Source organism: Pseudomonas gingeri, assembly GCF_013385635.1.
GTDB lineage: Bacteria > Pseudomonadota > Gammaproteobacteria > Pseudomonadales > Pseudomonadaceae > Aquipseudomonas > Aquipseudomonas gingeri_A.
In genome coordinates this window covers 24,601-50,322 of the sequence record NZ_JACAPR010000015.1, presented here as the reverse complement: position 1 = coordinate 50,322, position 25,722 = coordinate 24,601, and the positions used below count along the sequence as shown (strand labels likewise).

24 protein-coding genes and 1 pseudogene are annotated in these 25,722 nt (G+C 63.5%); 8 read left to right on the top strand and 17 right to left on the bottom strand.

All coding sequences use genetic code 11. The features are described from left to right. Nucleotides 1-268: 268 nt before the first annotated feature. The 4 genes from creD to rloA2 all read right to left on the bottom strand — a co-directional run bounded on the left by creD (nt 269) and on the right by rloA2 (nt 4,398). Nucleotides 269-1,642, bottom strand: coding sequence for a cell envelope integrity protein CreD (gene creD, locus HX851_RS43615; RefSeq protein ID WP_177065386.1), 1,374 nt, complete (start codon nt 1,640-1,642; stop codon nt 269-271). 98 nt (nt 1,643-1,740) lie between these two features. Beyond that, a complete protein-coding gene (gene creC / locus HX851_RS43610) occupies nt 1,741-3,159 on the bottom strand; it encodes a two-component system sensor histidine kinase CreC (protein ID WP_177061395.1) in 1,419 nt (472 codons plus the stop codon). Next, nucleotides 3,159-3,839 (bottom strand): two-component system response regulator CreB, encoded by a 681-nt coding sequence (creB, locus tag HX851_RS43605; protein WP_177061394.1) that lies wholly within the window; start codon nt 3,837-3,839, stop codon nt 3,159-3,161. The genes creC and creB overlap by 1 nt, the downstream gene beginning before the upstream one ends. Before the next feature lie 58 nt (nt 3,840-3,897). Beyond that, the gene (rloA2, locus tag HX851_RS43600; RefSeq protein WP_177061393.1) at nt 3,898-4,398 is read right to left on the bottom strand and encodes a retropepsin-like aspartic peptidase RloA2; all 501 of its coding nucleotides are present in this window, start codon (nt 4,396-4,398) and stop codon (nt 3,898-3,900) included. 415 nt (nt 4,399-4,813) lie between these two features. On the opposite strand from rloA2, the gene yihG reads away from it, so the two are divergent. Then, nucleotides 4,814-5,701 carry a 1-acylglycerol-3-phosphate O-acyltransferase, YihG family gene (yihG, locus tag HX851_RS43595; protein WP_177061392.1) on the top strand — a complete coding sequence of 296 codons (888 nt, stop codon included), beginning with the start codon at nt 4,814-4,816 and terminating at the stop codon, nt 5,699-5,701. A 3-nt stretch (nt 5,702-5,704) separates the two neighbouring features. Here the strand turns inward: yihG and HX851_RS43590 are convergent, their stop codons facing one another. From HX851_RS43590 to HX851_RS43575, 4 genes are all read right to left on the bottom strand, one after another. Further along, nucleotides 5,705-6,862, bottom strand: a complete 1,158-nt coding sequence (locus HX851_RS43590; RefSeq protein ID WP_177065384.1) for a glutathionylspermidine synthase family protein — start codon at nt 6,860-6,862, stop codon at nt 5,705-5,707. Then, nucleotides 6,862-7,608: a DUF1190 domain-containing protein gene (locus tag HX851_RS43585; protein WP_177061390.1), complete on the bottom strand. Its 747-nt coding sequence runs from the start codon at nt 7,606-7,608 to the stop codon at nt 6,862-6,864. Before HX851_RS43585 ends, HX851_RS43590 begins: the two co-directional genes overlap by 1 nt. A gap of 11 nt (nt 7,609-7,619) precedes the next feature. Then, nucleotides 7,620-8,045 carry a DUF350 domain-containing protein gene (locus HX851_RS43580; protein ID WP_177061426.1) on the bottom strand — a complete coding sequence of 142 codons (426 nt, stop codon included), beginning with the start codon at nt 8,043-8,045 and terminating at the stop codon, nt 7,620-7,622. Between the two features lie 145 nt (nt 8,046-8,190). Further along, a complete protein-coding gene (locus HX851_RS43575; protein ID WP_177061389.1) occupies nt 8,191-8,733 on the bottom strand; it encodes a DUF2780 domain-containing protein in 543 nt (180 codons plus the stop codon). Nucleotides 8,734-9,064: 331 nt separating this feature from the next. Here HX851_RS43575 and HX851_RS43570 point away from each other — a divergent pair, with 331 nt between their 5' ends. From HX851_RS43570 to HX851_RS43560, 3 genes are all read left to right on the top strand, one after another. Further along, on the top strand, nt 9,065-9,709 hold the full coding sequence (locus HX851_RS43570; RefSeq protein ID WP_177065382.1) for an RNA polymerase sigma factor: 645 nt from the start codon (nt 9,065-9,067) through the stop codon (nt 9,707-9,709). Beyond that, complete coding sequence (locus HX851_RS43565; RefSeq protein ID WP_177061386.1) at nt 9,706-10,380, top strand: anti-sigma factor; 675 nt, start codon at nt 9,706-9,708, stop codon at nt 10,378-10,380. The genes HX851_RS43570 and HX851_RS43565 overlap by 4 nt, the downstream gene beginning before the upstream one ends. A 326-nt stretch (nt 10,381-10,706) precedes the next feature. After that, a complete protein-coding gene (locus tag HX851_RS43560) occupies nt 10,707-11,291 on the top strand; it encodes a hypothetical protein (protein ID WP_177065380.1) in 585 nt (194 codons plus the stop codon). Nucleotides 11,292-11,507: 216 nt separating this feature from the next. Here the strand turns inward: HX851_RS43560 and fdhA are convergent, their stop codons facing one another. From fdhA to glyA, 7 genes are all read right to left on the bottom strand, one after another. Further along, on the bottom strand, nt 11,508-12,707 hold the full coding sequence (fdhA, locus tag HX851_RS43555) for a formaldehyde dehydrogenase, glutathione-independent (protein WP_177061382.1): 1,200 nt from the start codon (nt 12,705-12,707) through the stop codon (nt 11,508-11,510). 505 nt (nt 12,708-13,212) lie between these two features. Beyond that, nucleotides 13,213-14,070 carry a formyltetrahydrofolate deformylase gene (purU, locus tag HX851_RS43550; RefSeq protein ID WP_177065378.1) on the bottom strand — a complete coding sequence of 286 codons (858 nt, stop codon included), beginning with the start codon at nt 14,068-14,070 and terminating at the stop codon, nt 13,213-13,215. Between the two features lie 261 nt (nt 14,071-14,331). Next, complete coding sequence (locus HX851_RS43545; protein WP_177061377.1) at nt 14,332-14,964, bottom strand: sarcosine oxidase subunit gamma; 633 nt, start codon at nt 14,962-14,964, stop codon at nt 14,332-14,334. Nucleotides 14,965-15,095: 131 nt separating this feature from the next. Next, entirely contained in the window at nt 15,096-18,113 is a 3,018-nt protein-coding gene (locus HX851_RS43540) for a sarcosine oxidase subunit alpha (RefSeq protein WP_177065376.1), read from the bottom strand. Beyond that, complete coding sequence (locus HX851_RS43535) at nt 18,110-18,439, bottom strand: sarcosine oxidase subunit delta (RefSeq protein WP_177061373.1); 330 nt, start codon at nt 18,437-18,439, stop codon at nt 18,110-18,112. The genes HX851_RS43540 and HX851_RS43535 overlap by 4 nt, the downstream gene beginning before the upstream one ends. A gap of 156 nt (nt 18,440-18,595) precedes the next feature. Next, on the bottom strand, nt 18,596-19,846 hold the full coding sequence (locus tag HX851_RS43530; protein ID WP_017128773.1) for a sarcosine oxidase subunit beta: 1,251 nt from the start codon (nt 19,844-19,846) through the stop codon (nt 18,596-18,598). A 23-nt stretch (nt 19,847-19,869) separates the two neighbouring features. Further along, complete coding sequence (gene glyA / locus HX851_RS43525) at nt 19,870-21,123, bottom strand: serine hydroxymethyltransferase (protein WP_177065374.1); 1,254 nt, start codon at nt 21,121-21,123, stop codon at nt 19,870-19,872. A 428-nt stretch (nt 21,124-21,551) separates the two neighbouring features. Here glyA and HX851_RS43520 point away from each other — a divergent pair, with 428 nt between their 5' ends. Beyond that, nucleotides 21,552-22,598 (top strand): threonine aldolase family protein, encoded by a 1,047-nt coding sequence (locus tag HX851_RS43520; RefSeq protein ID WP_017128775.1) that lies wholly within the window; start codon nt 21,552-21,554, stop codon nt 22,596-22,598. Nucleotides 22,599-22,772: 174 nt separating this feature from the next. Then, the gene (locus HX851_RS43515) at nt 22,773-22,979 is read left to right on the top strand and encodes a hypothetical protein (protein WP_017128776.1); all 207 of its coding nucleotides are present in this window, start codon (nt 22,773-22,775) and stop codon (nt 22,977-22,979) included. Between the two features lie 132 nt (nt 22,980-23,111). On the opposite strand, the gene HX851_RS43510 is transcribed toward HX851_RS43515, so the two are convergent. Together HX851_RS43510 and HX851_RS43505 are read right to left on the bottom strand one after the other, a co-directional pair. Next, nucleotides 23,112-23,414, bottom strand: a complete 303-nt coding sequence (locus HX851_RS43510) for a cell division protein ZapA (RefSeq protein WP_017128777.1) — start codon at nt 23,412-23,414, stop codon at nt 23,112-23,114. Continuing rightward, entirely contained in the window at nt 23,411-23,641 is a 231-nt protein-coding gene (locus tag HX851_RS43505; RefSeq protein WP_017128778.1) for a hypothetical protein, read from the bottom strand. Before HX851_RS43505 ends, HX851_RS43510 begins: the two co-directional genes overlap by 4 nt. Before the next feature lie 280 nt (nt 23,642-23,921). On the opposite strand from HX851_RS43505, the pseudogene HX851_RS45570 reads away from it, so the two are divergent. Both HX851_RS45570 and HX851_RS45565 read left to right on the top strand, forming a co-directional pair. After that, nucleotides 23,922-24,644: pseudogene (locus HX851_RS45570) on the top strand (MCP four helix bundle domain-containing protein); the annotation flags it as partial. A 30-nt stretch (nt 24,645-24,674) separates the two neighbouring features. Beyond that, complete coding sequence (locus tag HX851_RS45565; RefSeq protein WP_439899141.1) at nt 24,675-25,547, top strand: methyl-accepting chemotaxis protein; 873 nt, start codon at nt 24,675-24,677, stop codon at nt 25,545-25,547. Nucleotides 25,548-25,722: the final 175 nt, after the last annotated feature.

The window sequence follows — 25,722 nt, the reverse complement described above, 5'->3', positions numbered from 1 at the left end:
GCTTGCCGGCGATGGCGTCCGGACAGGCGCCGCAAGGCTCAAGGGCCTCATCGCCGGCAGGCCAGCGCCTCCAGAAGATCCGGGTCACACCGTACTGCGCGGTGATGCGCAACCCTGTAGGAGCCGGCTTGCCGGCGATGGCGCCCGGATAGGCGCCGCAAGGCTCAAGGGCCTAATCGCCGGCAAGCCAGCGCCTCCAGTGAGGGTATCGACGATCATCCGCGCCAACTCCGTGCCCCACCGCTGATCCTCACGCAACCCCAGCGACTTACCCATGGACCGCCTCGCTATCGGACTTCAGCGCTACGGCGGACCTGGCCTGGCCGATGCCGTACCAGTCGAGCTTGCGGGTCAGGACCATGAACACTCCGAGCAGGCCGAACAGCAACAGCGAGCCCATCAGCAACGCATAGTCCTCGGCACTGAGCAGCCCATACAACAGACCATACAGCGCGGCCAAGGCAGCAGCGAAACCCAGGCCATGACTCAGGCTGCGCAACACATGGCAGACATAGAAGCCGATCAGGCCGACACAGGCCCCGGCTGACAACACGTAAGCCAGGCCAAACCCCAGGTGCTCCGACAGCGACAGCAACAGCAGGTAGAAGAAGGCCAGCGCCGCGCCGACCAGGGCGTACTGGATCGGGTGCACCGCCAGGCGCTTGAGCACTTCGAACAGGAAGAAGCCGGCGAAAGTCAGGGCAATGAACAGCAGGGCGTATTTGATCGCCCGGTCGGACTTGAGGTACTGGTCCACCGGCTCGATAAAACTCACGCCGAAGCTGCGCGCCTTGAACGCTTCGCAGCGGGTGGTCTCCAGGCACTGGTTCAGGGCCTCATGCAGGTTGGTGGAGAAGAACGACGTCTGCCAGTTGGCACTGAACCCCTGATCGTTGATTTCCCGCTGGGTCGGCAGGTAGTTGCCGATAAAGCTCGGGTGCGGCCAATCGGCGCTCAGGTGCACGGTGCTGGTCTTGCCCACCGGCATCACCTGCAACTGACCGGTGCCTTGCAGGGCCAGGTCGAAGGCGAAGTCCAGGCGCTTTTCCTCGCGGCCATCGACACGCGGCAAGGTCACATGGACGCCATCTCCCAACCAGCTCACCTGAGTCCCCGGCAGGAACTCCAGCTGCTGGCTGCCCAGTTGCAGGGTCAGGGCATTCTCGATGCCACGGATATCGCTGATACCCACCGCCAGGTACGGCTCGTCGAAACGGTAGTCGGCGAAATCCTCGCTGATGCCCAACTGCGCCGGCAGCGCGAAAGTGCCGCTGATATGGTTGCTGGCGTGAAACAGCCGCGCCTCATAGATGCCCCGCGAACGCAGCTCGGTCTGCACCTTGCCGTCGAGTTCGAAGCGCTCCGGCAGGAAGTACAGGCGTCCGCTGGTTTCGCTGGTCTGCTGGAAGCGATCGCCCTTGGCGTCGGTCTTCCACTCGCGCACCGTCTGGCGATACGGCACCACCAGCACCGGGCCGCTCAGCAACTGGCTGTAGCTGGAACTGCGGGCAATATCCTCAAGGACGCCGTCACGCAGGTTCTGCCGCTCGTCGATCATCCCGTCGATCATTATCAAGGGGATCAGCAACAACAGCATCAATAGGGCAATCGCCCCGAGTTTTATGGCCAGACTGCGATTCATGGGGTCTCTCTCCCTGTTGGAATGGGAGAAAGTCTGTGCCGCCCGTGTGGAGCCTTGATGGGCGCAATGTGGAGACTGTGTGGAGACTGCGTGGAGAGTCAGCGCAGATGCAACGTCACCTCGACGCCACCGGCGACATTGCCGATCAGCAGCTCGCCGCCATGCAGCTTGACCACTTCCTCGACAAAGTTCAGCCCCAGTCCGGTGCTCTTGCGCCCGCTGCCCGGACGCGGCAACGAGTAGAAGCGTTCGCTCAGGCGCGGCAAGGCATAGTCGGGAATCGCCTCGGCCTGGTTGAACAGGGTCAAGCGTGTCTGCCGTCCCTGCTGTTCGGCCGTGAAGCGGATCACCCCGCCCCGGGGGGTGAAATCCAGGGCGTTATCGAGCAGGTTGCCGATGGCCTGGCGCAGCAGAAAGCGTTCGCCGAAGACCTGGATGCCCGGCACGATGGTCTGCTCGATCCGCAGCCCGGCCCGTTCGATACGCGCGCCCTGGGCCCGCACCACCTCGTCCACCAGGGCCGCCAGCGGCACCTCGACCTGTTCTTCCAGGACCTGGCGCTGTTCCACCAGGGCCAGGTTCAGCAGCCGCTCGATCAACTGCTGCATCCGCGCGCTTTCGCTCTCGATATTGCTGACGAAACGCTGTTGCTGGCTCACCGGCATGTCGCCCTGCAACAACTCCGCCGCGCCGCGAATCGCCGCCAACGGGCTTTTCAGCTCATGGGTCAGGGTGTGCACATACCGCTCGACATAGGCCTTGCCTTCCAGTTGCGTGCGCATATGTTCCACCGCATTGGCCAACTGCTCCATCTCCCCGCCGCGATAATGCGGCAGCTCGGCGCGGCGCCCCTCACTCACCGCCTGGGCATAGGCGGTCAACCGGCGCAATGCCCCGCTCAGCCACCAGGACAACAATGCGCCGAACAACAGGCCGAGGGCGATCAGCCCCGCCCCCCACCACAGCAGGCGGCGCTCGGTGCGGTCGACATAGGGCTGCAACGAGCTGTTGGGCTTGGCCACGGTGACCACGCCGATGATCTGGCCGTTATCGGTAATCGGCGCGCCGACATGCATCACCGACGAGTTCGGATCGTCCGCCACGGCGCGGGTCGAGCGGGCACCGTACTCGCCACGCAGGGTCAGGTAGACATCGTTCCAGCGCGAGTAGTCCTGGCCCACCGCCAGTTCGGCGGAATCGAGCAGGACAATGCCCTTGGCGTCGGTCACGTAGATGCGGTGGTTGACCTGGTTCTTCGACAAGCCCCAGATCTTCGCCGCCGGCTTGCGCTGGCCGTAGGCCTTGAGCACCTGGGGCAGGCGACTCTGGCCGAGGGTGCCGGCCTTGACGTCGTCGTGGAGGATTTCCGCCAGCAGGTTGGCGGTGTCTACCAGGGTTTCCTCCGTGGACTGGCGCACGCCGGGGCGGATTTCCTTCATCACCGTGCTCAGCACGAAATAGCCGGTGAGGCCGACGAACAGGAAATACATCAGGAAGATGCGGATCCCCAGCGGCATCAGCTGTTCCCCGGGCTGTAGCTGTAGCCCAGGCCACGGTGGGTCTGGATCGGCTCGGCTTCTGCGGCCACCGCCCGCAGCTTGGCCCGCAGGCTCTTGATATGGCTGTCGATGCTGCGTTCATAACCGGCGTCCGCCGGCACACCGACGGCATCGAGCAATTGCTCGCGGCTGAAGACCCGTTCGGGCTGCTCCAGCAGGCAGGCGAGCAAGCGGAATTCATGACGGGTCAGGTTCAGCGCCTGGGCGCGATAACTGATCTGCACCCGTTCGTGATCCACCAGAAAACGCTCGCCGGACGGCAGCGGCGACGCCTGGGGCACCACACGCTTGAGAATCGCCCGCACCCGCGCCGCCACTTCCCGAGGGCTGAAAGGCTTGACCACATAGTCGTCGGCACCGATTTCCAGGCCCACCACACGGTCGATCTCACCGTCACGGGCACTGAGAAACATCACCGGCACTTCGGTAAAGCGCCGCAACTGCTTGCACACCTCGAAGCCGCTGATGTCCGGCAAGCCGATATCGAGGATCAGCAGGTCAGCCGGCGTGACGCGCTGGTGCTCGACCGCGGCGCCGCCCAGGTTCAGCCAGGTGGTGGTGAACCCCTCGCCCTGCAGGGCATACACAAGGGTATCGGCAATCGCCGCTTCGTCTTCGACAATCAGGATATGGGGCATGGCGTCCGAGCACTGGCATCAATGGCGCAACGGTGCCGGACGCGTGTCGCCCCGTCAATCAGCAGTCGGGTTTGTCGGCGGTATAACGCCGCGCCGGGTTCACCGCCGCGCCGAACTCGCGCAAGGCCTTGGCGCCGATCAGCAGCGGGTAGTTGAAGCTGCTGCGGTTGGTCAGGTTGACCTCCACCGTGCGCTTGACGTTGCCCAGGCACATTTCCAGGTCCACGACCGGGCGCTTGCTCGGATCGGCGACTTCACTGTCCTCGTCTTCCTCGGTACGGGTCTTGATCTTGCTGATGCGCGAAACCTTGTGTTCATAGACCTTATTGTCGGCATCGGCGGTACCGAGACGGAAACGCACCCAGTCTTCGCCGTCGCGCTTGAACAGCTCGATATCCTTGGCCGACAGCGACGCGGTCAGGGCACCGGTGTCCATCTTGGCCTTGAAAGTCTGGCCAATTTCCGGCAGCTGGATGTATTCGTAACGCCCGTACAGGGTCGGCTCGGCGGCCATGGCGGGCAGAGCCAGGAGGGGCAACAGGACAAGAAGGGCTTTCACTGGGGCGGTACCTTTGAGTGGACGCACATGGGTCGGCATTTTAGACCGCGCCGACCGCGTTGGTTCATGAACAAATCAACGTATCCCCACGCGCGTGAAACTTTTGTCGGCCCACCGGATTTGATCGTTCCCACGCTCCCGCGTGGGAATGCCTCGCTGGACGCTCCGCGTCCGCTCTGCGGGTGACGCAGAGCGTCACGGGCTGCATTGCCCACGCCGAGCGTGGGAACGATCAACACAAACCCTGTGGGAGCCGGCTTGCCGACGATGGCGTGCGTACAGGCACCGCAAGGTTCGAGGGCCTCTTCGCGGGCAAGCCCGGCGCCTGCGAGAGGGATGTGTGAGCCACCGGATTTGGCGTCCGCCCGCGCCGCCTTTATCATGGCGCGCCCTCTCGCCTGGAAAGAGTTCCTGTATGCGCCGCCTGCTCACCGGCAGCTTCGTCACATCGCTGCTATTGCTCAACACGCTGGTGCTGTTCGGCCCGCTGATGGTCTTTGCCCTGCTCAAGCTGGTGCTGCCCGGTCGTTTTCGCGACTACGCCAGCTGGGCGGTGATGTGGATCGCCGAAACCTGGGCCGAGATCGACAAGCTGATCTTCGCCCTGTGCATCCCCACCCGCTGGGATATCCGCGGCGCCGAAGGCCTGCGTGGCGACACTTCGTACCTGGTGGTCAGCAACCATCAGTCCTGGGTCGATATCCCGGCGCTGATCCAGACCCTCAACCGCCACACGCCGTTCTTCAAGTTCTTCCTCAAGAAGGAACTGATCTGGGTACCGTTCCTCGGCCTGGCCTGGTGGGCGCTGGACTACCCGTTCATGAAGCGCTATTCCAAGGCCTTCCTGGACAAGCACCCGCAACTCAAGGGCCAGGACCTGGCAATCACCCAGGCCGCCTGCGAGCTGTTCAAGCGCCAGCCGGTCACCGTGGTCAACTACCTGGAAGGCACACGTTTCAGCGAAGCCAAGCGCCAGCAACAGGCCTCGCCCTTTACCCACCTGCTCAAGCCCAAGGCCGGCGGCGTGGCCTTCGTGCTGGCGGCCATGGGCGAACAGCTGGACGCGATCCTCGACGTCACCGTGGTCTATCCGCAAGAACGTATTCCGGGTTTCTGGGACCTGATCAGCGGCAATGTGCCCAAGGTCATCATCGACTTCCAGACCCACGCCATGGACCCATCGCTGTGGCAAGGCGACTACGAGAACGACCCGGTGTTTCGTCAACATATCCAGGACTGGGTCAACCGGCTCTGGAGCGAGAAGGACCGCCGTATCGCCGCTCTGCGCAATGAGCGCGACTGAACCTCAGTCGAGGATCACATGGGGCAGGAAGCGGCTGGTGTCCTGGGTGATCAGTGAGTGGTCTTCGCGGATGCCGATACCGGCCGGTTGATCGCCGATCACCCAACTGCCCAGCACCGTATGGCTGCCGGCAAACAACGGCAGCGCCTGGAACCGCTGCAGGACAAACGGCCCTTGCGCATAAGGCCCCGGCTGGCTGAGCCGCTCGCCCGCCGGCGTATGGATCTCGACATTGGCGCCCTCGCGGGAAAAGAACGGCTTGCGCACCCAGCCCGCGCCCAACCGGCTGGTGGGGTCCGGATCGATAAAGGTCGGCAGCAGATTCGGGTGGCCTTCGTGCATGTCCCAGAGCAAGGCCATGGCCCCCTTGTTCGACAGGATCGTCTTCCACGGGGGTTCGACGAACAGCGTCCGGCTGTGCTCGATGGCCGGCCCGAACGCCTCGCTGAACAGATTTTCCCAGGGATAGAGCTTGAACAGGGTGTCGATCGGCGAGCCCAGCTCATCGACAAAACGCCCGGCCTGATCCAGCCCGATGTCCTCGATATCGATCAGCCGCGTCCGCAGTCCGGCCTGGCGGGCGATATCGCGCAGGTACTCGACCGTGCCACGATCCTCCAGCGACCCCTTGATCGAGGCGAAGTGGAACGGCGACTGGAAGCCGCCTTCGACAAACGCCTGGAGCAGCTTGTCCTCGATGCTGTTGAACTGGTCGGCATGGACCGGCAGTTGCCCGCACTTCATCTGCTCTTCCAGCCAGACGTACTGGAAGAAGCTCGCCTCGTACAACGAGGTCGGCGTGTCGTAATTGGTCTCCAGCAGTTTCGCCGGGCCGCGGCCGTCGTAGCACAGGTCCATCCGCCCATAGAGATGCGGCTGGCCCTGGCGCCAGGAGTCACGGATCAGGTCGCGATAGGCCGGGGGAATCGCCAGCCGGTCGAGCAGTTGTTCGCTGTCCACCACCTGTTCGACCAGGGCCATGCACAGCTCGTGCAGTTGCCGCGTCGGCTCTTCCAGCTCGTCCTCGATCTGGCGTAGGCTGAAGCGGTAGTACGCCGATTCATCCCAGTAAGGCTCGCCATCGAAGGTATGGAAGTGAAAACCGAGCTTTTCGGCGGTGGTTCGCCAGTCCGGGCGCGGTGCGATCTGGATGCGTTGCATCAGCCCCCCCAACTGCCGTGGGACGAACCGAAACCGCCACGACTGACCGCCCGTGGCGCGGAGCCGTCATAGAAACCGGTGACGAAATGCGCCGGGCTCGCCACCCGGAAACGCGCATTGCGCGCCTGGGCAAAGGTCTTGCCGGCCTTGACCTGCTGGTCGAGGCTGCTCAGGCGATAGCCGCCACGCCCATCGCGCTCCTGGTAAAGCGGTTCGCTGAAGTAACGCGGTGCATACGGGTCGGTGCCCAGGCCGATCCAGCGCCAGACCCGGCTGGCCCAACTATTGGAATGACTGGACGTTGCCGAGCCGCCGCTCGAACCGCCGTAGCCGCCACCCGATGACGAACTGCTGGAGGTTGCGGACTGCTCCTCCTGTTTCTCCGGCGGCACGGATTGCCCCGGTGCGACCGTCACCGCGCGCAAGGTGGTCAGGGCAAACCCGGCCATCAGTGGGTTGAACTGCGCACGCTGTGGATCGGCGATGCAACTGTCGAGGGAAAAATCAAGGGCACAGGCCGCCTGGTCGCCATAGACCGGAGCGATCTCCCGATGCTGCTCGCGGGCCGTCTCCGCCGCGTCCGCACAGGCATCGGCCGGCACACCGGCGACCACGCAGGCCTGCTCATTGGCGTACTGCACGGTCTCGCTGACATCGCGCGTCACCACCTGCTCGCCATCGCAGGCCACCAGCACAAAGGGCACGCTGCCCAGCAATACCAGGCCCACACGTTGACTGCGTTTCATCGCGGGCGTCCTCAGACCGAAGGCGTCATGCAGGCCGCATTGAGCAGGCCGACGCTGATGGAGATCGCGGCCGACAGGATCGCCGCCGCCGACTCACCGTTACCGATGCGCGCCGACAGGCCGCGGATCACCCAGTTGACCAACGCAAAGGCGCCCAACTGTGCCACCAGTGCGATCAATGCCCAGACCAGGAAATCCACCAACGACACCGAATGGGCAATAGCGCTGGCGGCGGGAATGGCAAAGCCGACCAAGGCACCGCCCAGGGCGATGGCGGCGGCCACGTTGCCCTCGCGGATCAACGTCCATTCCTTGTGGGGGGTCAGGCGGGTGTAGAGACAGGCATACAGCCCAAAGACCAGCAGCGCCACCAGCAGATACAGGACAAAGCCCATGACCGCATCCAGGTGCAACGACATTCTCACTGCATCGACCAACATGCTTGCGCCACTCTCTCCATGAACAGGCGGCGACAAATAGCACACTGCACGACAGAACTGAACAGACCTTCGATGCCACGGACAAAAACGCACCGGGCCTTTTCAGGTTCCCGGTGCGTTTTTCAGTTGCCCCGGAGAGCGCTTAGCTGCCGGCGCCCCAGATCCCGCTCAGGCTCTGCAACAGCGGCCCACCGACACCTTGGTCGCCCAGGTACTTGAGAATGATCGGCGCGAACTGGCCGACCATGCTGCTGTTCATTCCCAGGGCGCCAAAGGCATTGTTCAGGTCACCGGTATCTTTCACATTGCCCAGGGCATTGCCGACGGCGGAAGAGCTGCCCGACTGCCCGCCGAGCAAACCACCGAGTCCGGCCAGGGCACCGCCACCCGACAATTGATCCAGCCCCGGCACGCTCTGGCTCAGTTGCGAGTAATCGTTGCCGCTGAGTTTGTTCTTCGCCAGCCCCAGCATCGCGCCGGTACCGCCGATGGCCTGTTCCGGCGTGACATTGAGCTGCGAGCCGAGGGAACTGAGCAAGCCGTTGGCCGGCGCCGCGGCATTCTTGTCACCACCCTGCATGGACGATACCGCATTGGCCGCATCGCTCAGGCTGAACGCCGCGAACACCGGCGTGGCGGCGAAGGCCATGAGCGAAGCCAATACAACACCGCGGGAAATCTTCATCGCTACCACCTCTTGAGTCATCGAAAGCCCCTGCGTGCAGGGACCTGGCACTGCCCGTTGGAGTCGAAAAAACCCGGCTTGTTCCCTAAGCGGGCTTGCCCTGATTCTGTGTAGGAGCCTGGCTTGCCAGCGATGAGGCCCTTGAGCCATGCGGCGCCTGTTCGGACGCCATCGCCGGCAAGCCGGCTCCTACAGGTTACGCGGCGTTTTCAAGATCCCATTCCCCTGACGCTCACCACAAAGCTTGCATCCGATCCTCGTCTTCCTGCGTACATCAGAGACGGACAGCCAATGGCCCGAACCCTGGCGCCCCCTCTGCGAGCCCGCTTAAATGAATGGAATAACCCCGTGCCGTGAACTACCCTCAGCCAGCAACGTGCACCGCGCGCGGCCCATTCAACGTAGTGTGATTGTCTGGAGAATGCCCATTCCCACCGCCGACGCCGATCAACTCAGGCAGCTGTTGGCCCAGTGCTCACTGGGTAACCGCCGCGCATTCGAGACGCTTTACCGCAGCGTCGCCCCACGTCTGCACGGCATTGCCCTGCGCTGCATGGGCCGCCCGGACCTGGCCGAGGAAGTGCTGCAGGAAAGCTTCGTGCGGATCTGGAACAACGCCTCGCGCTACGACGCCCATCTGTCGGCACCGATGACCTGGATGGTGAACATCACCCGCAACCTGGCCATCGACCAGTTGCGCAAGAAACGCGAGGAACGCCTGGGCGAGTTCCAGGAGCAGGAACTGCCCGACGACGCGCCCAGTGCCCACGACCAGTTGGCCAGCGCCCGCGACGCTTCGGCGCTCAATCGCTGCCTGGACAGCCTCGAAGGCATGCAGCGCCAATCGATCACCATTGCCTACTTCCATGGCCTGTCGTACTCGGAACTGGCCGAACAACTGGCCGCGCCGCTGGGTTCGGTCAAGTCCTGGATCCGCCGCGGCATGGAGCGCCTGCGCAGGTGCCTTGAATCATGAACTACCAGAACCCCCGCCTGCGCCGCGCCCTGGCTGCCGACTACGCGATCGGCCTGATGTCCGCCGCCGGCCGTCGTCGTTTCGAAAGCCTGATGCGTGACGATGCCCGGCTGCGGGCGCAAGTCGCCGAATGGCAGGAAACCCTGGCGACACTGACCGAATCCGTGCCACCGCAACCGGTGCCGGACCGCGTCTGGCACGCCATCGTCGCGCGCATCGATCCGCAGCAACTGCACATACCGGCGAAACGGCCGTTCTGGAACTGGCTGCGCGCCACGGCGGCGGTCTGTTCACTGGCGGTGGTCGTGGCCCTGGGCGTGTTCTACAACCATGACCCGGTCAGCGCCAGCGCGACCCTGCTCAGCGGCACGCAACAACCGGCGCTGCGCATCCAGGCCCATGCCGGCTACCTGCAAGTGGAACCACTGACCCTGGCCACGGTGGACGCCAACCGCAGCCTGGAACTGTGGGCGATCCCGGTGGATGGCAAGCCGGTGTCCCTTGGCCTGGTGCCGAAAGAAGGCAAGGGTCGGCTGGAGTTGAGCGAAGCGCACAAGGCCCTGCTCGGGACCGCGGTGGTGCTGGCGGTCAGTCTTGAACCGCAAGGCGGCTCGCCGACCGGACAACCGACCGGACCGGTACTGTATTCGGGGCCGCTGGCGACGCTTTGACCTTAAAGGCGCATTGCCCGATCCGCCAATAGCCGACTCGATCGTTCCCACGTCCCCGCGTGGGAATGCCCCACCGGACGCTCTGCGTCCGCTCCAGGTCTGTGACGCGGAGCGTCACGGGCCGCATGCCCACGCAGAGCGTGGGAACGATCAATGATCGTAAACGCCCCGGCCCTCCGATCGTTCCCACGCTCCCGCGTGGGAATGCCTCACCGGACGCTCTGCGTCCGCTCCAGCTCTGTGACGCGGCGCATGGGAACGATCAATTCCCTGCCGTTGCCCGGACGCTTGTCGTACAGTGCGTATCCCTTCAGGAGAATCTGCACATGGACGTAAAGATCGGCGGCGCGGCCCTGGCCATTATCCTGGTGGGCCTGGCCATCGCCTTCGGCGTGACCGAATGCCAACGCGGCCCGCTGGACCCGGAAGTGGTCGATGGGACCAGCGACGAGCAAAAGGCCTGGCTGACCCTCGAACACCGGATCAAACGTGCCGACCCGGCCTTTACCGAGGTCACGCATGACGGGCAAACACTGAGTATTCTCTATCAGCCGGACAAGGCTGCCGATGATGACGAGGCGTGGCCGCCGCGCCTGCTGCGTATTGTTGGCCAGGGACTGGCGGCCGTGAACAGCGCACCGGGCGGCAAGCAGTACACACAAGTGACGATTAATGCGCAGATCATCACTCCCAATGACGTCGAACTGATCTACGCGATGGTCGATTTCGACGCCATCAAGACCCAACAGGACGGCTACACCACCTTTGCCAGCATGCCCCGCGTGCTAAGGTTCAGCAGCGCGAGCCTGGCCCAGGCGCGCGACTATTGCCGTGGCCCAAGTGCCCAGGGCTTCTATCCCGAGTTCTGCCAGCGGGTCAGCACCGCAAAGGCCAGGCAGCTCTTGCAGTAGCCGCCAGCACAACCTGATTGATCGTTGATTGATCGTTCCCACGCTCCGCGTGGTAATGCAGCCCGTGACGCTCCGCGTCACAGATCCAGAGCGGACGCGGAGCGTCCAGTGAGGCATTCCCACGCAGAGCGTGGGAACGATCAACCGGCACAAGCAGATCCGGAAAATTAAAAAGGGCGACCGAAGTCGCCCTTTTTCCGTCTTGCCCTTTACCGCTTATGCCGCACTGAACAGCTTGTGCGGGTCGATCACGAATTTCTTCGGTACGCCGGCGTCGAACTCGCCATAACCCTTCGGTGCGTCATCCAGGCTGATGACCTGCACACCCACGATTTCGGCGATGTTGATCCGATCCCACATGATCGCCTGCATCAGCTGGCGGTTGTACTTCATCACCGGGGTCTGGCCGGTGTGGAAGCTGTGGGACTTGGCCCAGCCCAGGCCGAAGCGGATGCTCAGGCTGCCGATTTTCGCGGCGGCGTCCACCGCACCCGGATCTTCGGTCACGTACAGGCCCGGAATACCGATCTTGCCCGCCACGCGGACCACGCCCATCAGCGAGTTGAGCACGGTGGCCGGAGCCTCGTGTTTCACGCCTTCATGCCCGTGACCACGGGCTTCGAAGCCCACGGCATCGACGGCGCAGTCCACTTCCGGCTCGCCCAGCAATGCGGCGATCTGTTCGTGCAGCGGTGTGTCCTTGGACAGGTCGGCGATTTCAAAACCCTGGGCCTTGGCGTGGGCCAGGCGGATCGGGTTGACATCACCGATGATGACCACGGCGGCACCCAGCAGGCGCGCCGAGGCGGCGGCGGCCAGGCCGACAGGACCGGCACCGGCGATATACACGCTGCTACCCGGACCGACACCGGCGGTGACGGCACCGTGATAGCCGGTCGGCAGGATGTCGGAGAGGCAGGTCAGGTCGCGGATCTTCTCCATGGCCTTGTCGCGATCCGGCAGTTTCAGCAGGTTGAAGTCAGCGTACGGCACCAGCACGTACTCGGCCTGGCCACCGGTCCAGTCGCCCATGTCGACGTAGCCGTAGGCACCGCCGGCACGAGCCGGGTTGACGGTCAGGCAGACGCCGGTGTGCTGTTCCTTGCAGGAGCGGCAGCGCCCGCAAGCGACGTTGAAGGGCACCGAAACCAGATCGCCGATCTTCAGGTTCTCGACGTCACTGCCCTTCTCGATCACTTCACCGGTGATTTCATGACCCAGGACCAGACCGGTCTGGGCGGTAGTACGACCGCGGACCATGTGCTGGTCGGAGCCGCAGATATTGGTGGAGACAACGCGCAGGATAACGCCGTGTTGGATCTTCCTGCCGCGCGGGTCCTGCATTTTCGGATAGTCGATTTTCTGTACTTCGACCTTGCCGTTGCCGAGATACACCACACCACGATTGCCAGACATGCTTTCACCTCGCTGTTGTTTTTATGTAGCGGCGCGCCGCCAAGGGGGCAGCGCGTTGATTGCTCGGGTTATTGCCTGTGGTTGTTGCGTTGTTCTTACGGGCCTCATCGCTGGCAAGCCAGCTCCTACAATAGACCGCGTTCACCCGCCCCTGTAGGAGCCGGCTTGCCGGCGATGGAGGTCATCCATCGATACGGCAGGCACCGTTTCCCCTGTGGGAGCCGGTTTGCCGGCGATGGAGGTCATCCATCGATACGGCAGGCACCGTTTCCCCTGTAGGAGCCGGCTTGCCGGCGATGGAGGTCATCCATCAATGCGGCAGGCACCGTTTCCCTGTAGGAGCCGGTTTGCCGGCGATGGAGGTCATCCATCGATACGGCAGGCACCGTTTCCCCTGTGGGAGCCGGCTTGCCGGCGATAGAGGTCATCCATCGATACGGCAGGCACCGTTTCCCCTGTGGGAGCCGGCTTGCCGGCGATGGGGCCCGCCTGGGCAGCAAAAAACTCAGAGGACCACCGTCCTGTTGGCGTTCAGGAAGACCCGCCGCTCAATGTGATAACCCACCGCACGGGCCAGCGTCAGCCCTTCGATGTCCCGGCCCTTGGCGATCAGGTCCTCGGGGTAATGGCTGTGATCCACCACTTCCACGCCCTGGGCGATGATCGGGCCCTCGTCCAGGTCGTTGTTGATGTAGTGCGCCGTGGCGCCCACCAGTTTCACCCCCTTGTTGTAGGCCTGGTGATAGGGCTTGGCGCCCTTGAAACCGGGCAGCAACGAGTGGTGGATATTGATGGCCTTGCCGTCGAGCTTGCGGCACAGTTCCGGCGACAGCACCTGCATGTAGCGGGCGAGGATCACCAGTTCGGCGCCGGACTCTTCGATCACCTGCCAGACCTGGCGCTCCTGGCCGGGTTTGTCATTCGGGTCCAGCGGGAAATGGTGGTAGGGAATCTGGTGCCAGTCGGCCAGGGGCTTGAGATCCGGGTGGTTGGACACCACGGCGGCCACGTCCATGGACAATTGACCGATGCGCTGGCGGTAGAGCAGATCGTTGAGGCAGTGATCGGCCTTGGAGACCATGATCACCACTTTCGGCCGATAGTTCGGCGCGGTCAGCTCGAAGATCATGCCGAAGGACTCGCCCCGCTCGGCCAGGCCGGCACGAAAGGCCTGTTCGTCGAAACCGTCGGGCTGGCGGAACTCCACGCGAATGAAGAACCGGCCAGAGAGCCGGTCATCGAACGAGTGGTGCTCGGTGACGTAGCAGCCCTGCTCGAACAGATAGCGGGTCACCGCATCCACCGTGCCGAGCACGCTGGGGCAATCGGCGGTCAAAATCCATGTATCGGGTGCGCGGCTCATTGCTTGACTCCTGTTCGTGTGGGGCAACCGCCAGGCGGTTGATGATCGTTCCCACGCTCTGCGTGGGAACACCGCCATGGACGCTCTGCGTCCGCTCTTGGGACGCGGAGCGTCCCGGGATACATGCCCACGCAGAGCGTGGGAACGATCAAATCGCGCGGTGTCAGACAGACCACGTTTTCGGGGTTTGGGGCTGCTGCGCAACCCAGCGGGGGCAAGCCCCCTCGCCACCTGGAGTCCACCGAACACATTGAATCTGTATCAGGCCTGGACGCTGAGACCGTACTCGGCCGCCGCATCCTGCAACCACAGCCACCAGTAGTCCGAGAAACTGCGACGGATCACCAGCTCCCAGGTGTCTTCGGCGGTGTGGCGAATCATCAGTTGCGACTTGGCGAACACCGTGCCGACCGCCTTGCCCACCGGGAAGTTGTCCGGGTGCACGTCGTAGCTGGTGGACTTCATCAGTACCTGGCGCACGTTCGGGCCGCTCAGTTCCAGCAACTGCTGGCCACCGCTGACATTGACGATGGCCACATGCAGATCACCGAGGGCTTCGCGCAGCGCCTTCTCGGCGGCGAACTCTTCGCCGCTCGGGACGATCAGCAGCCATTCATCGGGGCCGAGCCATTGCAGACTGGTCTCGCCCTTGGCGACGACGGTCAGGGCCACGGGCAGTTCCAGGCCGAGGGCCTTGTGCACGCCGGCGGCAAGCGCCGGGTCATGGCCGTCGCCACGGATGGTCAGGTGACCGAGCAGTTTCTTTTCCCGCACGGTCACGCCGGCGTTCTTGCGGCCCTTGCCCACCAGGCTGGCGAGGTCGGCATGGTGCAACGACGACTCGGCCTTGGCCCCGGAAGTCGGGCGTTGTTGGTAAACGTTGGCTGTGGTCATAAAACACCTTTAGCTCAGGTTGATCGTTCCCACGCTCTGCGTGGGAATGCCGCCATGGACGCTCTGCGTCCGCTCTTGGGACGCGGAGCGTCCCGGGATGCATTCCCACGCCAAGCGTGGGAACGATCGACTTAAATGTTCTGGCGATCGCCCTTCGGATCGAAGAACACCGAAGAAACGATTTCCGCCTCGATCACGCTGCCATCGGCCAGTGGCGCGAACACCCGCTCGCCGATGCGCTTCAGACCGCCCTTGACCACGCCCATGGCAAACGAATAGCCGAGGGAGTTGTGGGCATAGCTGGAGGTTACGTGACCGACCATCTTCATCGGGATCGTCTGCTTGGTGTCGAACACCAGCTGCGCACCTTCCGGCAGCCACTTGGTCGGATCGATCGGTTTGAGCCCGACCAACTGCTTGCGCTCTTCACGCACGCAATCTTCGCGATTCATCCCGCGCCAGCCGATCCAGGAGAACGGTTTGGTGCGACCGACACACCAGCCCATGTTCAGGTCGTCCGGGGTCATCGAGCCGTCGGTGTCCTGGCCGACGATGATGAAGCCCTTCTCGGCCCGCAGCACGTGCATGGTCTCGGTGCCGTAAGGAGTCAGGTTGTACTGCTTGCCCGCCTCGGCGATCTTTTCCAGGACACCCATGGCGTAGTCGGCCTGGATGTTGACCTCGTAGGACAGCTCACCGGTAAAGGAAATCCGGAACACCCGCGCCGGCACACCGCCGACCAGGCCTTCTTTCCAGGTCATGAACGGGAACGCGTCCTTGTCCAGGTCGATGTCGGTGACTTCGCTGAGCAGCTTGCGGCTGTTCGGGCCGGACAGGGTCAGGGTCGCCCAGTGGTCGGTCACGGAGGTGAAGTACACCTTCATACTCGGCCATTCGGTCTGGTGGTAGAGCTCCAGCCATTGCAGGACGCGCGCGGCGCCGCCAGTGGTGGTGGTCATCAGGAAGTGGTTGTCGGCCAGACAGGCGGTGACGCCGTCGTCGAAGACCATGCCGTCTTCCTTGCACATCAGGCCGTAGCGGGCCTTGCCCACATCGAGCTTGGTCCAGGCGTTGGTGTACACGCGATTGAGGAACTCGCGGGCATCGGGGCCCTGGATATCGATCTTGCCCAGGGTCGAGGCGTCGAGCAGGCCGACGCTGTCGCGCACGGCCTTGCACTCACGCTTGACCGCGGCATGCAGGTCTTCACCGTTGCGCGGGAAGTACCATGGCCGTTTCCACTGGCCGACGTCCTCGAACTCGGCGCCCTGTTTCACATGCCAGGCCTGCAAGGCGGTGTAGCGCACCGGCTCGAAGATATGCCCGCAGTGACGACCGGCGACCGCGCCGAAGGTCACCGGCGTGTAGTTCGGACGGAACATGGTGGTGCCCATCTGCGGGATGGTCACGTTCAGCGAACGGGCGGCAATCGCCAGGCCGTTGACGTTGCCCAGCTTGCCCTGGTCGGTACCGAAGCCCAGTGCGGTGTAGCGCTTGACGTGTTCGACCGATTCGAAGCCTTCGCGGGTCGCCAGTTCGATGGCGGCGGCGGTGACGTCGTTCTGCAGGTCGACGAATTGCTTCGGCGCCCGTGCGGTGGCTTTTTCATGAGGCACCTGGAACAGGGCCAGGGTCGGCTCTTCCAGACGCGCCAGGGCCTTGGGTAGTACACCTTCGACCGCCTTGAAACCGGCTTCGCTGGCGGCGCGCACGCCACCCTCGAAACCATCGGCCAGGGCATCGGCGAGGCCATAGACACCGTTGATGCCGCCCACGCAGACGCGTTTCTGCGGCGCTTCGCCAGGGACGAAACCGAGGATATCTTCGCGCCAGATCGGCTTGCCGCCCAGGTGCGAGGCCAGGTGCACCACCGGGCTGTAGCCGCCGGAGCTGGCCACCAGGTCGCAGTCCAGCCATTCACCGGGACTGGTGACTTTGTGCGCCTTGACGTCGATGGCGGCAATGCGCGCAGCGGTCACATGCTTGCTGCCACGGGCTTCGACCACGGCACTGCCGGTGAGGATGCGAATGCCCTTGGCCCGAGCCTCTTCCACCAGCGCACCGCGAGGATTGCTGCGGGCGTCGGCGATGGCGACCACTTGCAGGCTGGCATCGAGCCAGTCCAGGGCCACGCGGTAGGCGTGGTCGTTGTTGGTCGACAGCACAAGCTTCTTGCCCGGTGCCACGCCGTAACGGCGCACGTAGGTCGAAACGGCACCAGCGAGCATGTTGCCCGGCACGTCGTTGTTGCCATAGACCAGCGGACGCTCGTGGGTGCCGGTGGCGAGGACCACGCGCTTGGCACGCACGCGGTGAATACGCTGGCGAACCTGGCCGATCGGCGCACGGTCGCCGAGGTGATCGGTGAGACGCTCGTGGATGGTCAGGAAGTTGTGGTCGTGGTAACCGTTGACGGTGGCCCGTGGCAGCAGCAGGACATCCGGCAGCGCCTTCAACTCGGCGATCACGCTGGCGACCCACTCGGCCGCCGGCTTGCCGTCGAGGCTTTCGCGCGAATCGAGCAGGCTGCCGCCGAACTCTTCCTGTTCATCGGCGATGATCACCCGTGCACCGCTGCGGGCAGCGGCCAGCGCGGCGGCCAGGCCGGCAGGGCCGGCACCGACGATCAGCACGTCGCAGTGCTGGTTCATGTAGTCGTAGGTATCCGGATCGTTCTCGGTCGGCGAGCGACCCAGGCCGGCGGCCTTGCGGATGTACTTCTCGTAGGTCATCCAGAACGACTGCGGATACATGAAGGTCTTGTAGTAGAAGCCCGGCGGCATCAGCTTGCCGCCGACCTTGCCGAGAATCCCCATCATGTCGTTGTTGACGCTCGGCCAGCCGTTGGTGCTGGTGGCGACCAGGCCCTGATACAGCGCTTGCTGGGTAGCCCGCACGTTGGGGATCTGGGTGGCCTCGGTGGCGCCGATCTGCAGCACTGCGTTCGGCTCTTCGGCCCCGGCGGCGAAAATGCCCCGTGGCCGCGAATACTTGAAGCTGCGCCCGACGATATCCACGCCGTTGGCCAGCAACGCGGCGGCCAGGGTGTCGCCTTCGAAGCCCTTGTAGGTCTCGCCGTTGAAGGTGAAGCTCAAGACTTTGTTGCGGTCGATCCGACCACCGTTGGACAGGCGATTGACCTGGCTCATACCTTTTCTCCCACAGCCGCGCCGGGCACTTTCGAACTGTCTGCTTTGGCGGTGAATTGCGGTTTCTCGCCGATCTTGTAGGTTTCGAGGATTTCGTAGGTCACGGTGTCACGGGTCACGTTGAAATACTGGCGGCAGCCGGCGACGTGGTCCCAGAGCTCGTGGTGCAGCCCGCGCGGGTTGTCGCGGAAGAACATGTAGTCGCCCCACTGCTCGTCGGTGCAGGTGTTCGGGTCCAGGGGACGCGGGATATGCGCCTGGCCGGAAGCGTGGAATTCCTCTTCGGAGCGCATTTCGCCGCAATGAGGACAGAAGATATGCAACATAGGGATTTCTCCTATCAAGCGCCGTGAAAACGTAGCGAGCGAAGGCAAGACAAGGCAAAAACAGGGGAGAAAGCGGAGCTTAGTTTACTAAGTGAGCATTTCGAGCCTGTTTTTAACGCCGTATTGCCGGGCGCAGTAGTTTTCATGGGGCCTTTGTTAGTGGGCGACCGCTGCAGCGCCGTGTTCGTCGATCAACGCACCGTTGTGGAAACGGTCGATGGAGAAAGGTGCGGCCAACGGGTGCATTTCACCCTTGGCCAGGCTCGCGGCAAACACGTTGCCCGAGCCCGGGGTGGCCTTGAAGCCGCCGGTGCCCCAACCGCAGTTGAAGAACATGTTCGGTACCGGCGTCTTGGAAATGATCGGGCAGGCGTCCGGCGTGGTGTCGACGATGCCGCCCCACTGGCGGTTCATGCGCACGCGGGACAAGACCGGGAACATCTCGACGATGGCCTGGATGGTGTGCTCGATCACCGGGTACGAACCACGCTGGCCGTAGCCGTTGTAGCCATCGATACCGGCACCGATCACCAGGTCGCCCTTGTCGGACTGGCTGATGTAGCCGTGCACGGCGTTGGACATGATCACGCTGTCGATGATCGGCTTGATCGGCTCGGACACCAGGGCCTGCAACGGGTGCGATTCGACCGGCAGGCGGAAGCCCGCCAGTCGGGCCATATGCCCGGAGTTGCCGGCGGTGACCACACCGACGCGCTTGGCGCCGATAAAGCCCTTGTTGGTTTCGACGCCGATGCACACGCCGTTTTCCTTGCGGAAACCGATCACTTCGGTCTGCTGGATCAGGTCCACGCCCAGGGCGTCGGCCGCACGGGCGAAGCCCCAGGCCACGGCATCGTGACGGGCCACGCCGCCGCGACGCTGGACGGTGGCGCCCATCACCGGGTAGCGGGTGTTCTTCGAGCAGTCCAGGTACGGAATCTCGTCCGCCACCTGTTTGGCGTTGAGCAGTTCGCCGTCGACGCCATTGAGGCGGTTGGCGCTGACCCGGCGCTCGGAATCACGGATATCCTGCAGCGTGTGGCAGAGGTTGTAGACGCCGCGCTGGGAGAACATCACGTTGTAGTTGAGGTCCTGGGACAGGCCTTCCCACAGTTTCATCGCGTGTTCGTACAGGTGCGCCGATTCGTCCCACAGGTAGTTGGAACGCACGATGGTGGTGTTGCGGGCGGTGTTGCCGCCGCCCAGCCAGCCCTTCTCGACCACGGCGACGTTGGTGATGCCGTGCTCCTTGGCCAGGTAGTAGGCGGTCGCCAGGCCATGCCCGCCACCGCCGACGATGACCACGTCATAGACCTTTTTCGGGGTCGGCGTGCGCCACATTTTCTGCCAGTTTTCGTGATGGCTGAGAGAGTGCTTGAAGAGGCCGAAGCCCGAATAGCGTTGCATAGTCATTTACTCCAAAAACGCTCTCAGCGATAAACCGGGAAGTCCGCGCACAGGGCTGTCACGTGCTTGGCGACGTTGGCCTCGACATCGGCATCGCCGAGGTTGTCGAGGATGTCGCAGATCCAGCCGGCCAGTTCCACGCACTGGGTCACCTTGAAACCACGGGTGGTCACGGCCGGGGTACCGATGCGCAGGCCGGACGTGACGAACGGCGACTGCGGATCGTTCGGCACCGCGTTCTTGTTCACGGTGATATGGGCACGGCCCAGGGCGGCATCGGCCTCCTTGCCGGTCAGGCCCTGGCGGATCAGGCTGACCAGGAACAGGTGGTTGTCGGTGCCGCCGGACACTACATCGTAGCCGCGTTTGATAAATACGCCCGCCATCGCCTGGGTGTTGTCGATCACCTGCTGCTGGTAGACCTTGAAGCCCGGCTCCAGCGCTTCCTTGAAGCTCACGGCCTTGGCGGCGATCACGTGCATCAGCGGACCGCCCTGGGCACCGGGGAACACCGCGGCGTTGAGTTTCTTCTCGATCTCTTCGTTGGCCTTGGCCAGGATCAGGCCGCCACGGGGACCGCGCAGGGTCTTGTGGGTGGTGGTGGTGACCACGTCGGCGTAAGGCAGCGGGTTCGGGTACAGACCGGCGGCGACCAGGCCGGCGACGTGGGCCATGTCGACGAACAGCAGCGCACCGACCTTGTTGGCGATCTGGCGGAAGCGCGGGAAATCAAGGGTTTTCGAGTAGGCCGAGAAGCCGGCGACGATCATCTTCGGCTTGTGTTCGACGGCCAGGCGCTCGACTTCATCGTAGTCGATCAGGCCGGTATTGGTGTCGATTCCGTACTGAACGGCGTTGTACAGCTTGCCCGAGGACGACACCTTGGCGCCGTGGGTCAGGTGACCGCCGTGGGCCAGGCTCATGCCCAGGATGGTGTCGCCAGCCTGCAACAGGGCCAGGTACACGGCGCTGTTGGCCTGGGAACCGGAGTGCGGCTGGACGTTGACGTAGTCGGCGCCGAACAGTTGCTTGGCGCGCTCGATGGCCAGGGCCTCGACCTTGTCCACGTGCTCGCAGCCGCCGTAGTAGCGCTTGCCCGGATAACCTTCGGCGTACTTGTTGGTCAGGCCGCTGCCCTGGGCCTGCATGACACGCTTGCTGGTGTAGTTCTCCGACGCGATCAGCTCGATGTGATCTTCCTGACGCTGCTCCTCGGCATTCATGGCCGCCATCAGTGCATCGTCATAACCCTGGATCTGGTCTTGCTTGCTGAACATCGCGTCTCTCCCGGCGGCGGTGGTACGCCATTCGTCTCGGTGAGGCCTTTGCCGTGCGGCAGTGCCCTTTGGACGTGATGGTATGACCGGCGCAGACAGGTCAAATGCCTACGCACGCCACGCAAAGGTGCGTTTACGACATGGCCTGGCGCGCGGGGATAATCAAGGCGAAAGGTAGTGCAACCCCGTGGCGAGCGGGCTTGCCCGCGCTGGGGCGCGAAGCGGCCCTGAAACCGTTGCATTCGGTCTGTCAGGCAGACCGAGGGGGCCGGTTTTACGACTGCTTCGCAGCCGAGCGCGGGCAAGCCCGCTCACCACAAGGTGATCCGTGATCGTTGAATACCGGTTTTTCCTACAGAAACTGTGCCTGTGCGGCACAGTCAATTCTGGTTACAGTGCGCACCATAATCGATCACAAGGACCGGGCCATGACCGACAAGAGCCAACAATTCGCCAGTGACAACTATTCCGGTATCTGCCCCGAAGCCTGGGCCGCCATGGAGCAGGCCAACCACGGCCACCAGCGCGCCTACGGCGACGACGAGTGGACCCAGCGCGCCGCCGACGGCTTCCGCAAACTCTTCGAAACCGACAGTGAAGTATTCTTCGCCTTCAACGGCACCGCCGCCAACTCCCTGGCCCTGTCGTCCCTGTGCCAGAGCTACCACAGCGTGATCTGCTCGGAAACCGCCCACGTCGAGACCGACGAATGCGGCGCGCCGGAGTTTTTCTCCAACGGTTCCAAGCTGCTCACCGCCCGTACGGAAAACGGCAAGCTGACCCCGGACTCGATCCGTGAAATCGCCCTCAAGCGCCAGGACATCCACTACCCCAAGCCACGGGTCGTGACCCTGACCCAGGCCACCGAAGTCGGCAGCGTCTACACCCCGGATGAAATCCGTGCCATCAGCGCCACCTGCAAGGAACTGGGCCTGAACCTGCACATGGACGGCGCGCGTTTCTCCAACGCCTGCGCCTTCCTCGGCTGCTCGCCGGCCGACCTGACCTGGAAGGCCGGGGTCGACGTGCTGTGCTTCGGCGGGACGAAAAACGGCATGGCGGTGGGCGAAGCGATCCTGTTCTTCAACCACGACCTGGCGGTGGACTTCGACTACCGCTGCAAGCAGGCCGGGCAACTGGCTTCGAAGATGCGCTTCCTCTCCGCGCCCTGGGTCGGCCTGCTGGAAAACGACGCCTGGCTCAAGCACGCCCGCCACGCCAACCACTGCGCACAGTTGCTCAGCAGCCTGGTCAGGGATATTCCCGGCGTGGAACTGATGTTCCCGGTCGAGGCCAACGGCGTGTTCCTGCAACTGTCGGAACCGGCCATCGCCGCGCTGACCGCCAGAGGCTGGCGCTTCTACACCTTTATCGGCAAGGGCGGCGCGCGCTTCATGTGCTCGTGGGACACCGAAGAGGCGCGGGTGCGGGAGCTGGCGGCGGATATCCGCGCGGTCATGACCGGCGCCCTGTAGGAGCCGGCTGTTTCAGGCGGCTACCGCCGGTCGCGACTGTCATTTCTGACAGTATTGAGCGCCCTCCCGAGCGTGGGAAAATGCGGTCAGCCTGAAAAGAAGTGTGTGCAGTCTTTCAGGATATGGGCACGTCATTCAAGAAATGACCGCCGCCATACCTATGGAGAGATCGACATGACAAAGCAGACCGAATACGTTCTCAAAGCAGACGGCAAGGCCAAAACCTACCCCGTGATCACCTTCGAAGAACTGTTGAAGCTGGCCCATATCGGCGAGCGCATCGAGAACAACGCCGGAACCAAGCTGGTCGTCAAGAGCAAGACCTACAGGCTAACGGAGAACGGCTTTTACGAAATCAGTCTCACGGTTAACGAGGAATAATCCTGCGCTGCCTGAACCACGCCGTTCAGGCAGGCGTCGACTTGCCAACGATAGCGTCCGAGCCCAAGGGCCTTATCGTCGACAAGCCGACGCCGACCAGGGTTCGATCCATCCCGCGACCGGGATATCACCTCAGTTCTGCCCGATCGTCTTGGAAATCACTTCGACCGTGGCGCTGACTTGCTCTTGATAACGGTCGAGTTCCTCGCGGTGCTGGCGTTGCGCCTCGATCTGCCGGGAACACAGGTTCAGGGCGGCCAGGACCAGCAACTGCTCGCCGATCAGCGTGGGAAACTTCTTCTTGGTATCGACCAGGGCCGTCTTGAGCATCAGGGTTGCGTCCTGCAACGTCTGCTCCTGGCCGGCAGGTGCCTTGATCGAATATTCCTCACCGAGGATCGAGATGACGGTCACCCCGTCGGTGCTGGTTCTCATGCGCCGACAGGACCTGCGCTGACGCGCTCCACCAGCGCCTGGATACGGGCGGCGGTGGCGCCGTGCTTTTCTTCCTGTTCCATCAGGCTCAGTTGCAGGCTTTCGTTTTCATCCCGGGCCTGGGCCAGTTCGCTGCTCAGCGCCGTGTTGGCAGCCAACAGCTCCTGCTTCTGCTGAACCAGCTCGCTGACCAGTTGTTCCAGTTGATTGAGGGAAGTCTCCAACATTTTCTTGATCTCTCGGGCAGTTTCAAAGGGCGCGTACGATAAAGAAAAGCCCCCGGCTTTGCCAGGGAAAAACGCTCTCAAAGCCTTGATTTTCCTGGCCAGATGCTTTTCTTCGCCCCCTAGGGACTGCGATTGATGGAACAGGTTCCCGGTCTCCTGTCGCAAAGCCGTTCCTGCGACAAATGCGCGCAGGGGGCTTTAGACTTTAGTCGTATGACCGATAGGTCACATAGACCCGTCTCCAAAGCCGCACGGAACGCGCTTTCTCTCAGGAAAAACCATGTCCCTACGCACTATGAATATCGCCCCACGGGCGTTCCTCGGCTTTGCCATGATCGGCGCGTTGATGCTGATCCTGGGGGTGTTCTCGCTGAACCAGATGAGCAAGATCCGCGAAGCGGCCCAGGAAATCACCGCCAACAGCGTGCCCAGCATCAAGGCCCTGGACGAATTCACCCAGCTGACCCTGCGCCTGCGTGTGCTGTCCTATCGCCTGCTGACCAATCGCGAGCCGGATACCCAGGCCAAGACCCTGGACTTGCTCGCCCAGCGCAACCAGCAGATCGACAAGGCGCGGGTGGTCTATGAAAAGCTGATCGCCGCCCCTGAGGAACGCTCGATCTATGAGCAATACGTCCAGTTGCTCGGCCAGTACCGGCAGATCGAAGATCGCATGAAAACCCTGTCGCGCAACAACCAGGTGACCGAGCTGGCGAACCTGCTCAACAGCGACCTGCTGGCCAACTCCGAGCAGGTCAACACCGTGCTCAACCGCCTGCTGGACATCAACACCCAGCAGACCAACGCCACCAACCAGCAGGCCATCGATCAATACGACTCGGCTTTCAACCTGGTCGTGGCCCTGCTGGTGCTCGCCACCGGCCTGACGCTGTTGTTCGCCTGGCTGCTGACCCGCAGCATCACCCAACCGATCGCCCAGGCCCTGAGTGCCGCCGAACAGATCGCCGAAGGCGACCTGACCCGCCCCATCCAGGTCGACGGCACCGACGAAGCCGGCCGCTTGTTGCAGGCGATGGTCAAGATGCAGCAGAAACTGCGCGATACCCTGCAACGTATTTCCGGCTCCGCCACCCAGCTGGCTTCGGCGGCCGAAGAATTGAACAGCGTCACCGACGAAAGCGCCCGTGGCCTGCTGCAGCAGAACAACGAGATCGAACAGGCCGCCACCGCGGTCAATGAAATGACCAGCGCCGTGGAAGAAGTCGCGCGCAATGCGGTCAGCACCTCCGAAGCCTCGAAGAACGCCACCACCTCGGCCGGCGACGGTCGTGACCTGGTGCAGGAAACCGTCAGCGCCATCGAACGCATGAGCGGCGATGTCCAGAGCACCGCGACGCTGATCGGCAACCTGGCGGAAGAGTCCCGGGATATCGGCAAGGTGCTGGACGTGATTCGCGGCCTGGCCGACCAGACCAACCTGCTGGCACTGAACGCGGCCATCGAAGCGGCACGCGCCGGGGAAGCCGGTCGCGGCTTCGCGGTGGTCGCCGATGAAGTCCGCGCGCTGGCGCACCGCACCCAGCAGTCCACCAGCGAAATCGAACGGATGATCGGCAGCATCCAGAGCGGCACCGAGCACGCCGTGGACTCGATGCGCAACAGCACCGAGCGGGCCGAGTCGACCTTGAGCATCGCCAAGGGCGCCGGCCTGGCGCTGGACACCATCAACACCGCGATCGTCGAGATCAACGAACGCAATCTGGTGATCGCCAGCGCGGCGGAAGAACAGGCGCAGGTGGCCCGTGAAGTGGACCGCAACCTGGTGAATATCCGCGACCTGTCGGTGCAGTCGGCAACCGGAGCCAACCAGACCAGCGCCGCGAGCAACGAACTGGCCCGCCTGGCGGTGGACCTGAACAGCATGGTGGCGCGCTTCAGTCTGTAGAAAACCCCGAGAGAGCGGCGCTGCCTTCGCGGGCAAGCCCGTTCCCACAGGAGGGGGCGCACCACGGACTGTCGTCTAGCCTGGGACCTTGTAGGAGCTGGCTTGCCAGCGATGACGATGCCAGCCGCCCCGCCGCTTTCGCGGGCAAGCCCGCTCCCACAGGAGGGGGTGCACC

Coding starts and splice junctions, on each gene's coding strand:
- HX851_RS43560 (WP_177065380.1), top strand. CDS start 10,707: ATGGACGTAAAGATCGGCGGCGCGGCCCTGGCCATTATCCTGGTGGGC.
- HX851_RS43575 (WP_177061389.1), bottom strand. CDS start 8,733: ATGAAGATTTCCCGCGGTGTTGTATTGGCTTCGCTCATGGCCTTCGCC.
- HX851_RS45565 (WP_439899141.1), top strand. CDS start 24,675: ATGGTCAAGATGCAGCAGAAACTGCGCGATACCCTGCAACGTATTTCC.
- creD (WP_177065386.1), bottom strand. CDS start 1,642: ATGAATCGCAGTCTGGCCATAAAACTCGGGGCGATTGCCCTATTGATG.
- HX851_RS43520 (WP_017128775.1), top strand. CDS start 21,552: ATGACCGACAAGAGCCAACAATTCGCCAGTGACAACTATTCCGGTATC.
- fdhA (WP_177061382.1), bottom strand. CDS start 12,707: ATGTCTGGCAATCGTGGTGTGGTGTATCTCGGCAACGGCAAGGTCGAA.
- glyA (WP_177065374.1), bottom strand. CDS start 21,123: ATGTTCAGCAAGCAAGACCAGATCCAGGGTTATGACGATGCACTGATG.
- HX851_RS43510 (WP_017128777.1), bottom strand. CDS start 23,414: ATGAGAACCAGCACCGACGGGGTGACCGTCATCTCGATCCTCGGTGAG.
- HX851_RS43535 (WP_177061373.1), bottom strand. CDS start 18,439: ATGTTGCATATCTTCTGTCCTCATTGCGGCGAAATGCGCTCCGAAGAG.
- HX851_RS43540 (WP_177065376.1), bottom strand. CDS start 18,113: ATGAGCCAGGTCAATCGCCTGTCCAACGGTGGTCGGATCGACCGCAAC.
- yihG (WP_177061392.1), top strand. CDS start 4,814: ATGCGCCGCCTGCTCACCGGCAGCTTCGTCACATCGCTGCTATTGCTC.
- HX851_RS43530 (WP_017128773.1), bottom strand. CDS start 19,846: ATGCAACGCTATTCGGGCTTCGGCCTCTTCAAGCACTCTCTCAGCCAT.
- HX851_RS43565 (WP_177061386.1), top strand. CDS start 9,706: ATGAACTACCAGAACCCCCGCCTGCGCCGCGCCCTGGCTGCCGACTAC.
- HX851_RS43515 (WP_017128776.1), top strand. CDS start 22,773: ATGACAAAGCAGACCGAATACGTTCTCAAAGCAGACGGCAAGGCCAAA.
- HX851_RS43505 (WP_017128778.1), bottom strand. CDS start 23,641: ATGTTGGAGACTTCCCTCAATCAACTGGAACAACTGGTCAGCGAGCTG.
- HX851_RS43570 (WP_177065382.1), top strand. CDS start 9,065: ATGAATGGAATAACCCCGTGCCGTGAACTACCCTCAGCCAGCAACGTG.
- creB (WP_177061394.1), bottom strand. CDS start 3,839: ATGCCCCATATCCTGATTGTCGAAGACGAAGCGGCGATTGCCGATACC.
- creC (WP_177061395.1), bottom strand. CDS start 3,159: ATGCCGCTGGGGATCCGCATCTTCCTGATGTATTTCCTGTTCGTCGGC.
- HX851_RS43545 (WP_177061377.1), bottom strand. CDS start 14,964: ATGACCACAGCCAACGTTTACCAACAACGCCCGACTTCCGGGGCCAAG.
- HX851_RS43590 (WP_177065384.1), bottom strand. CDS start 6,862: ATGCAACGCATCCAGATCGCACCGCGCCCGGACTGGCGAACCACCGCC.
- HX851_RS43585 (WP_177061390.1), bottom strand. CDS start 7,608: ATGAAACGCAGTCAACGTGTGGGCCTGGTATTGCTGGGCAGCGTGCCC.
- purU (WP_177065378.1), bottom strand. CDS start 14,070: ATGAGCCGCGCACCCGATACATGGATTTTGACCGCCGATTGCCCCAGC.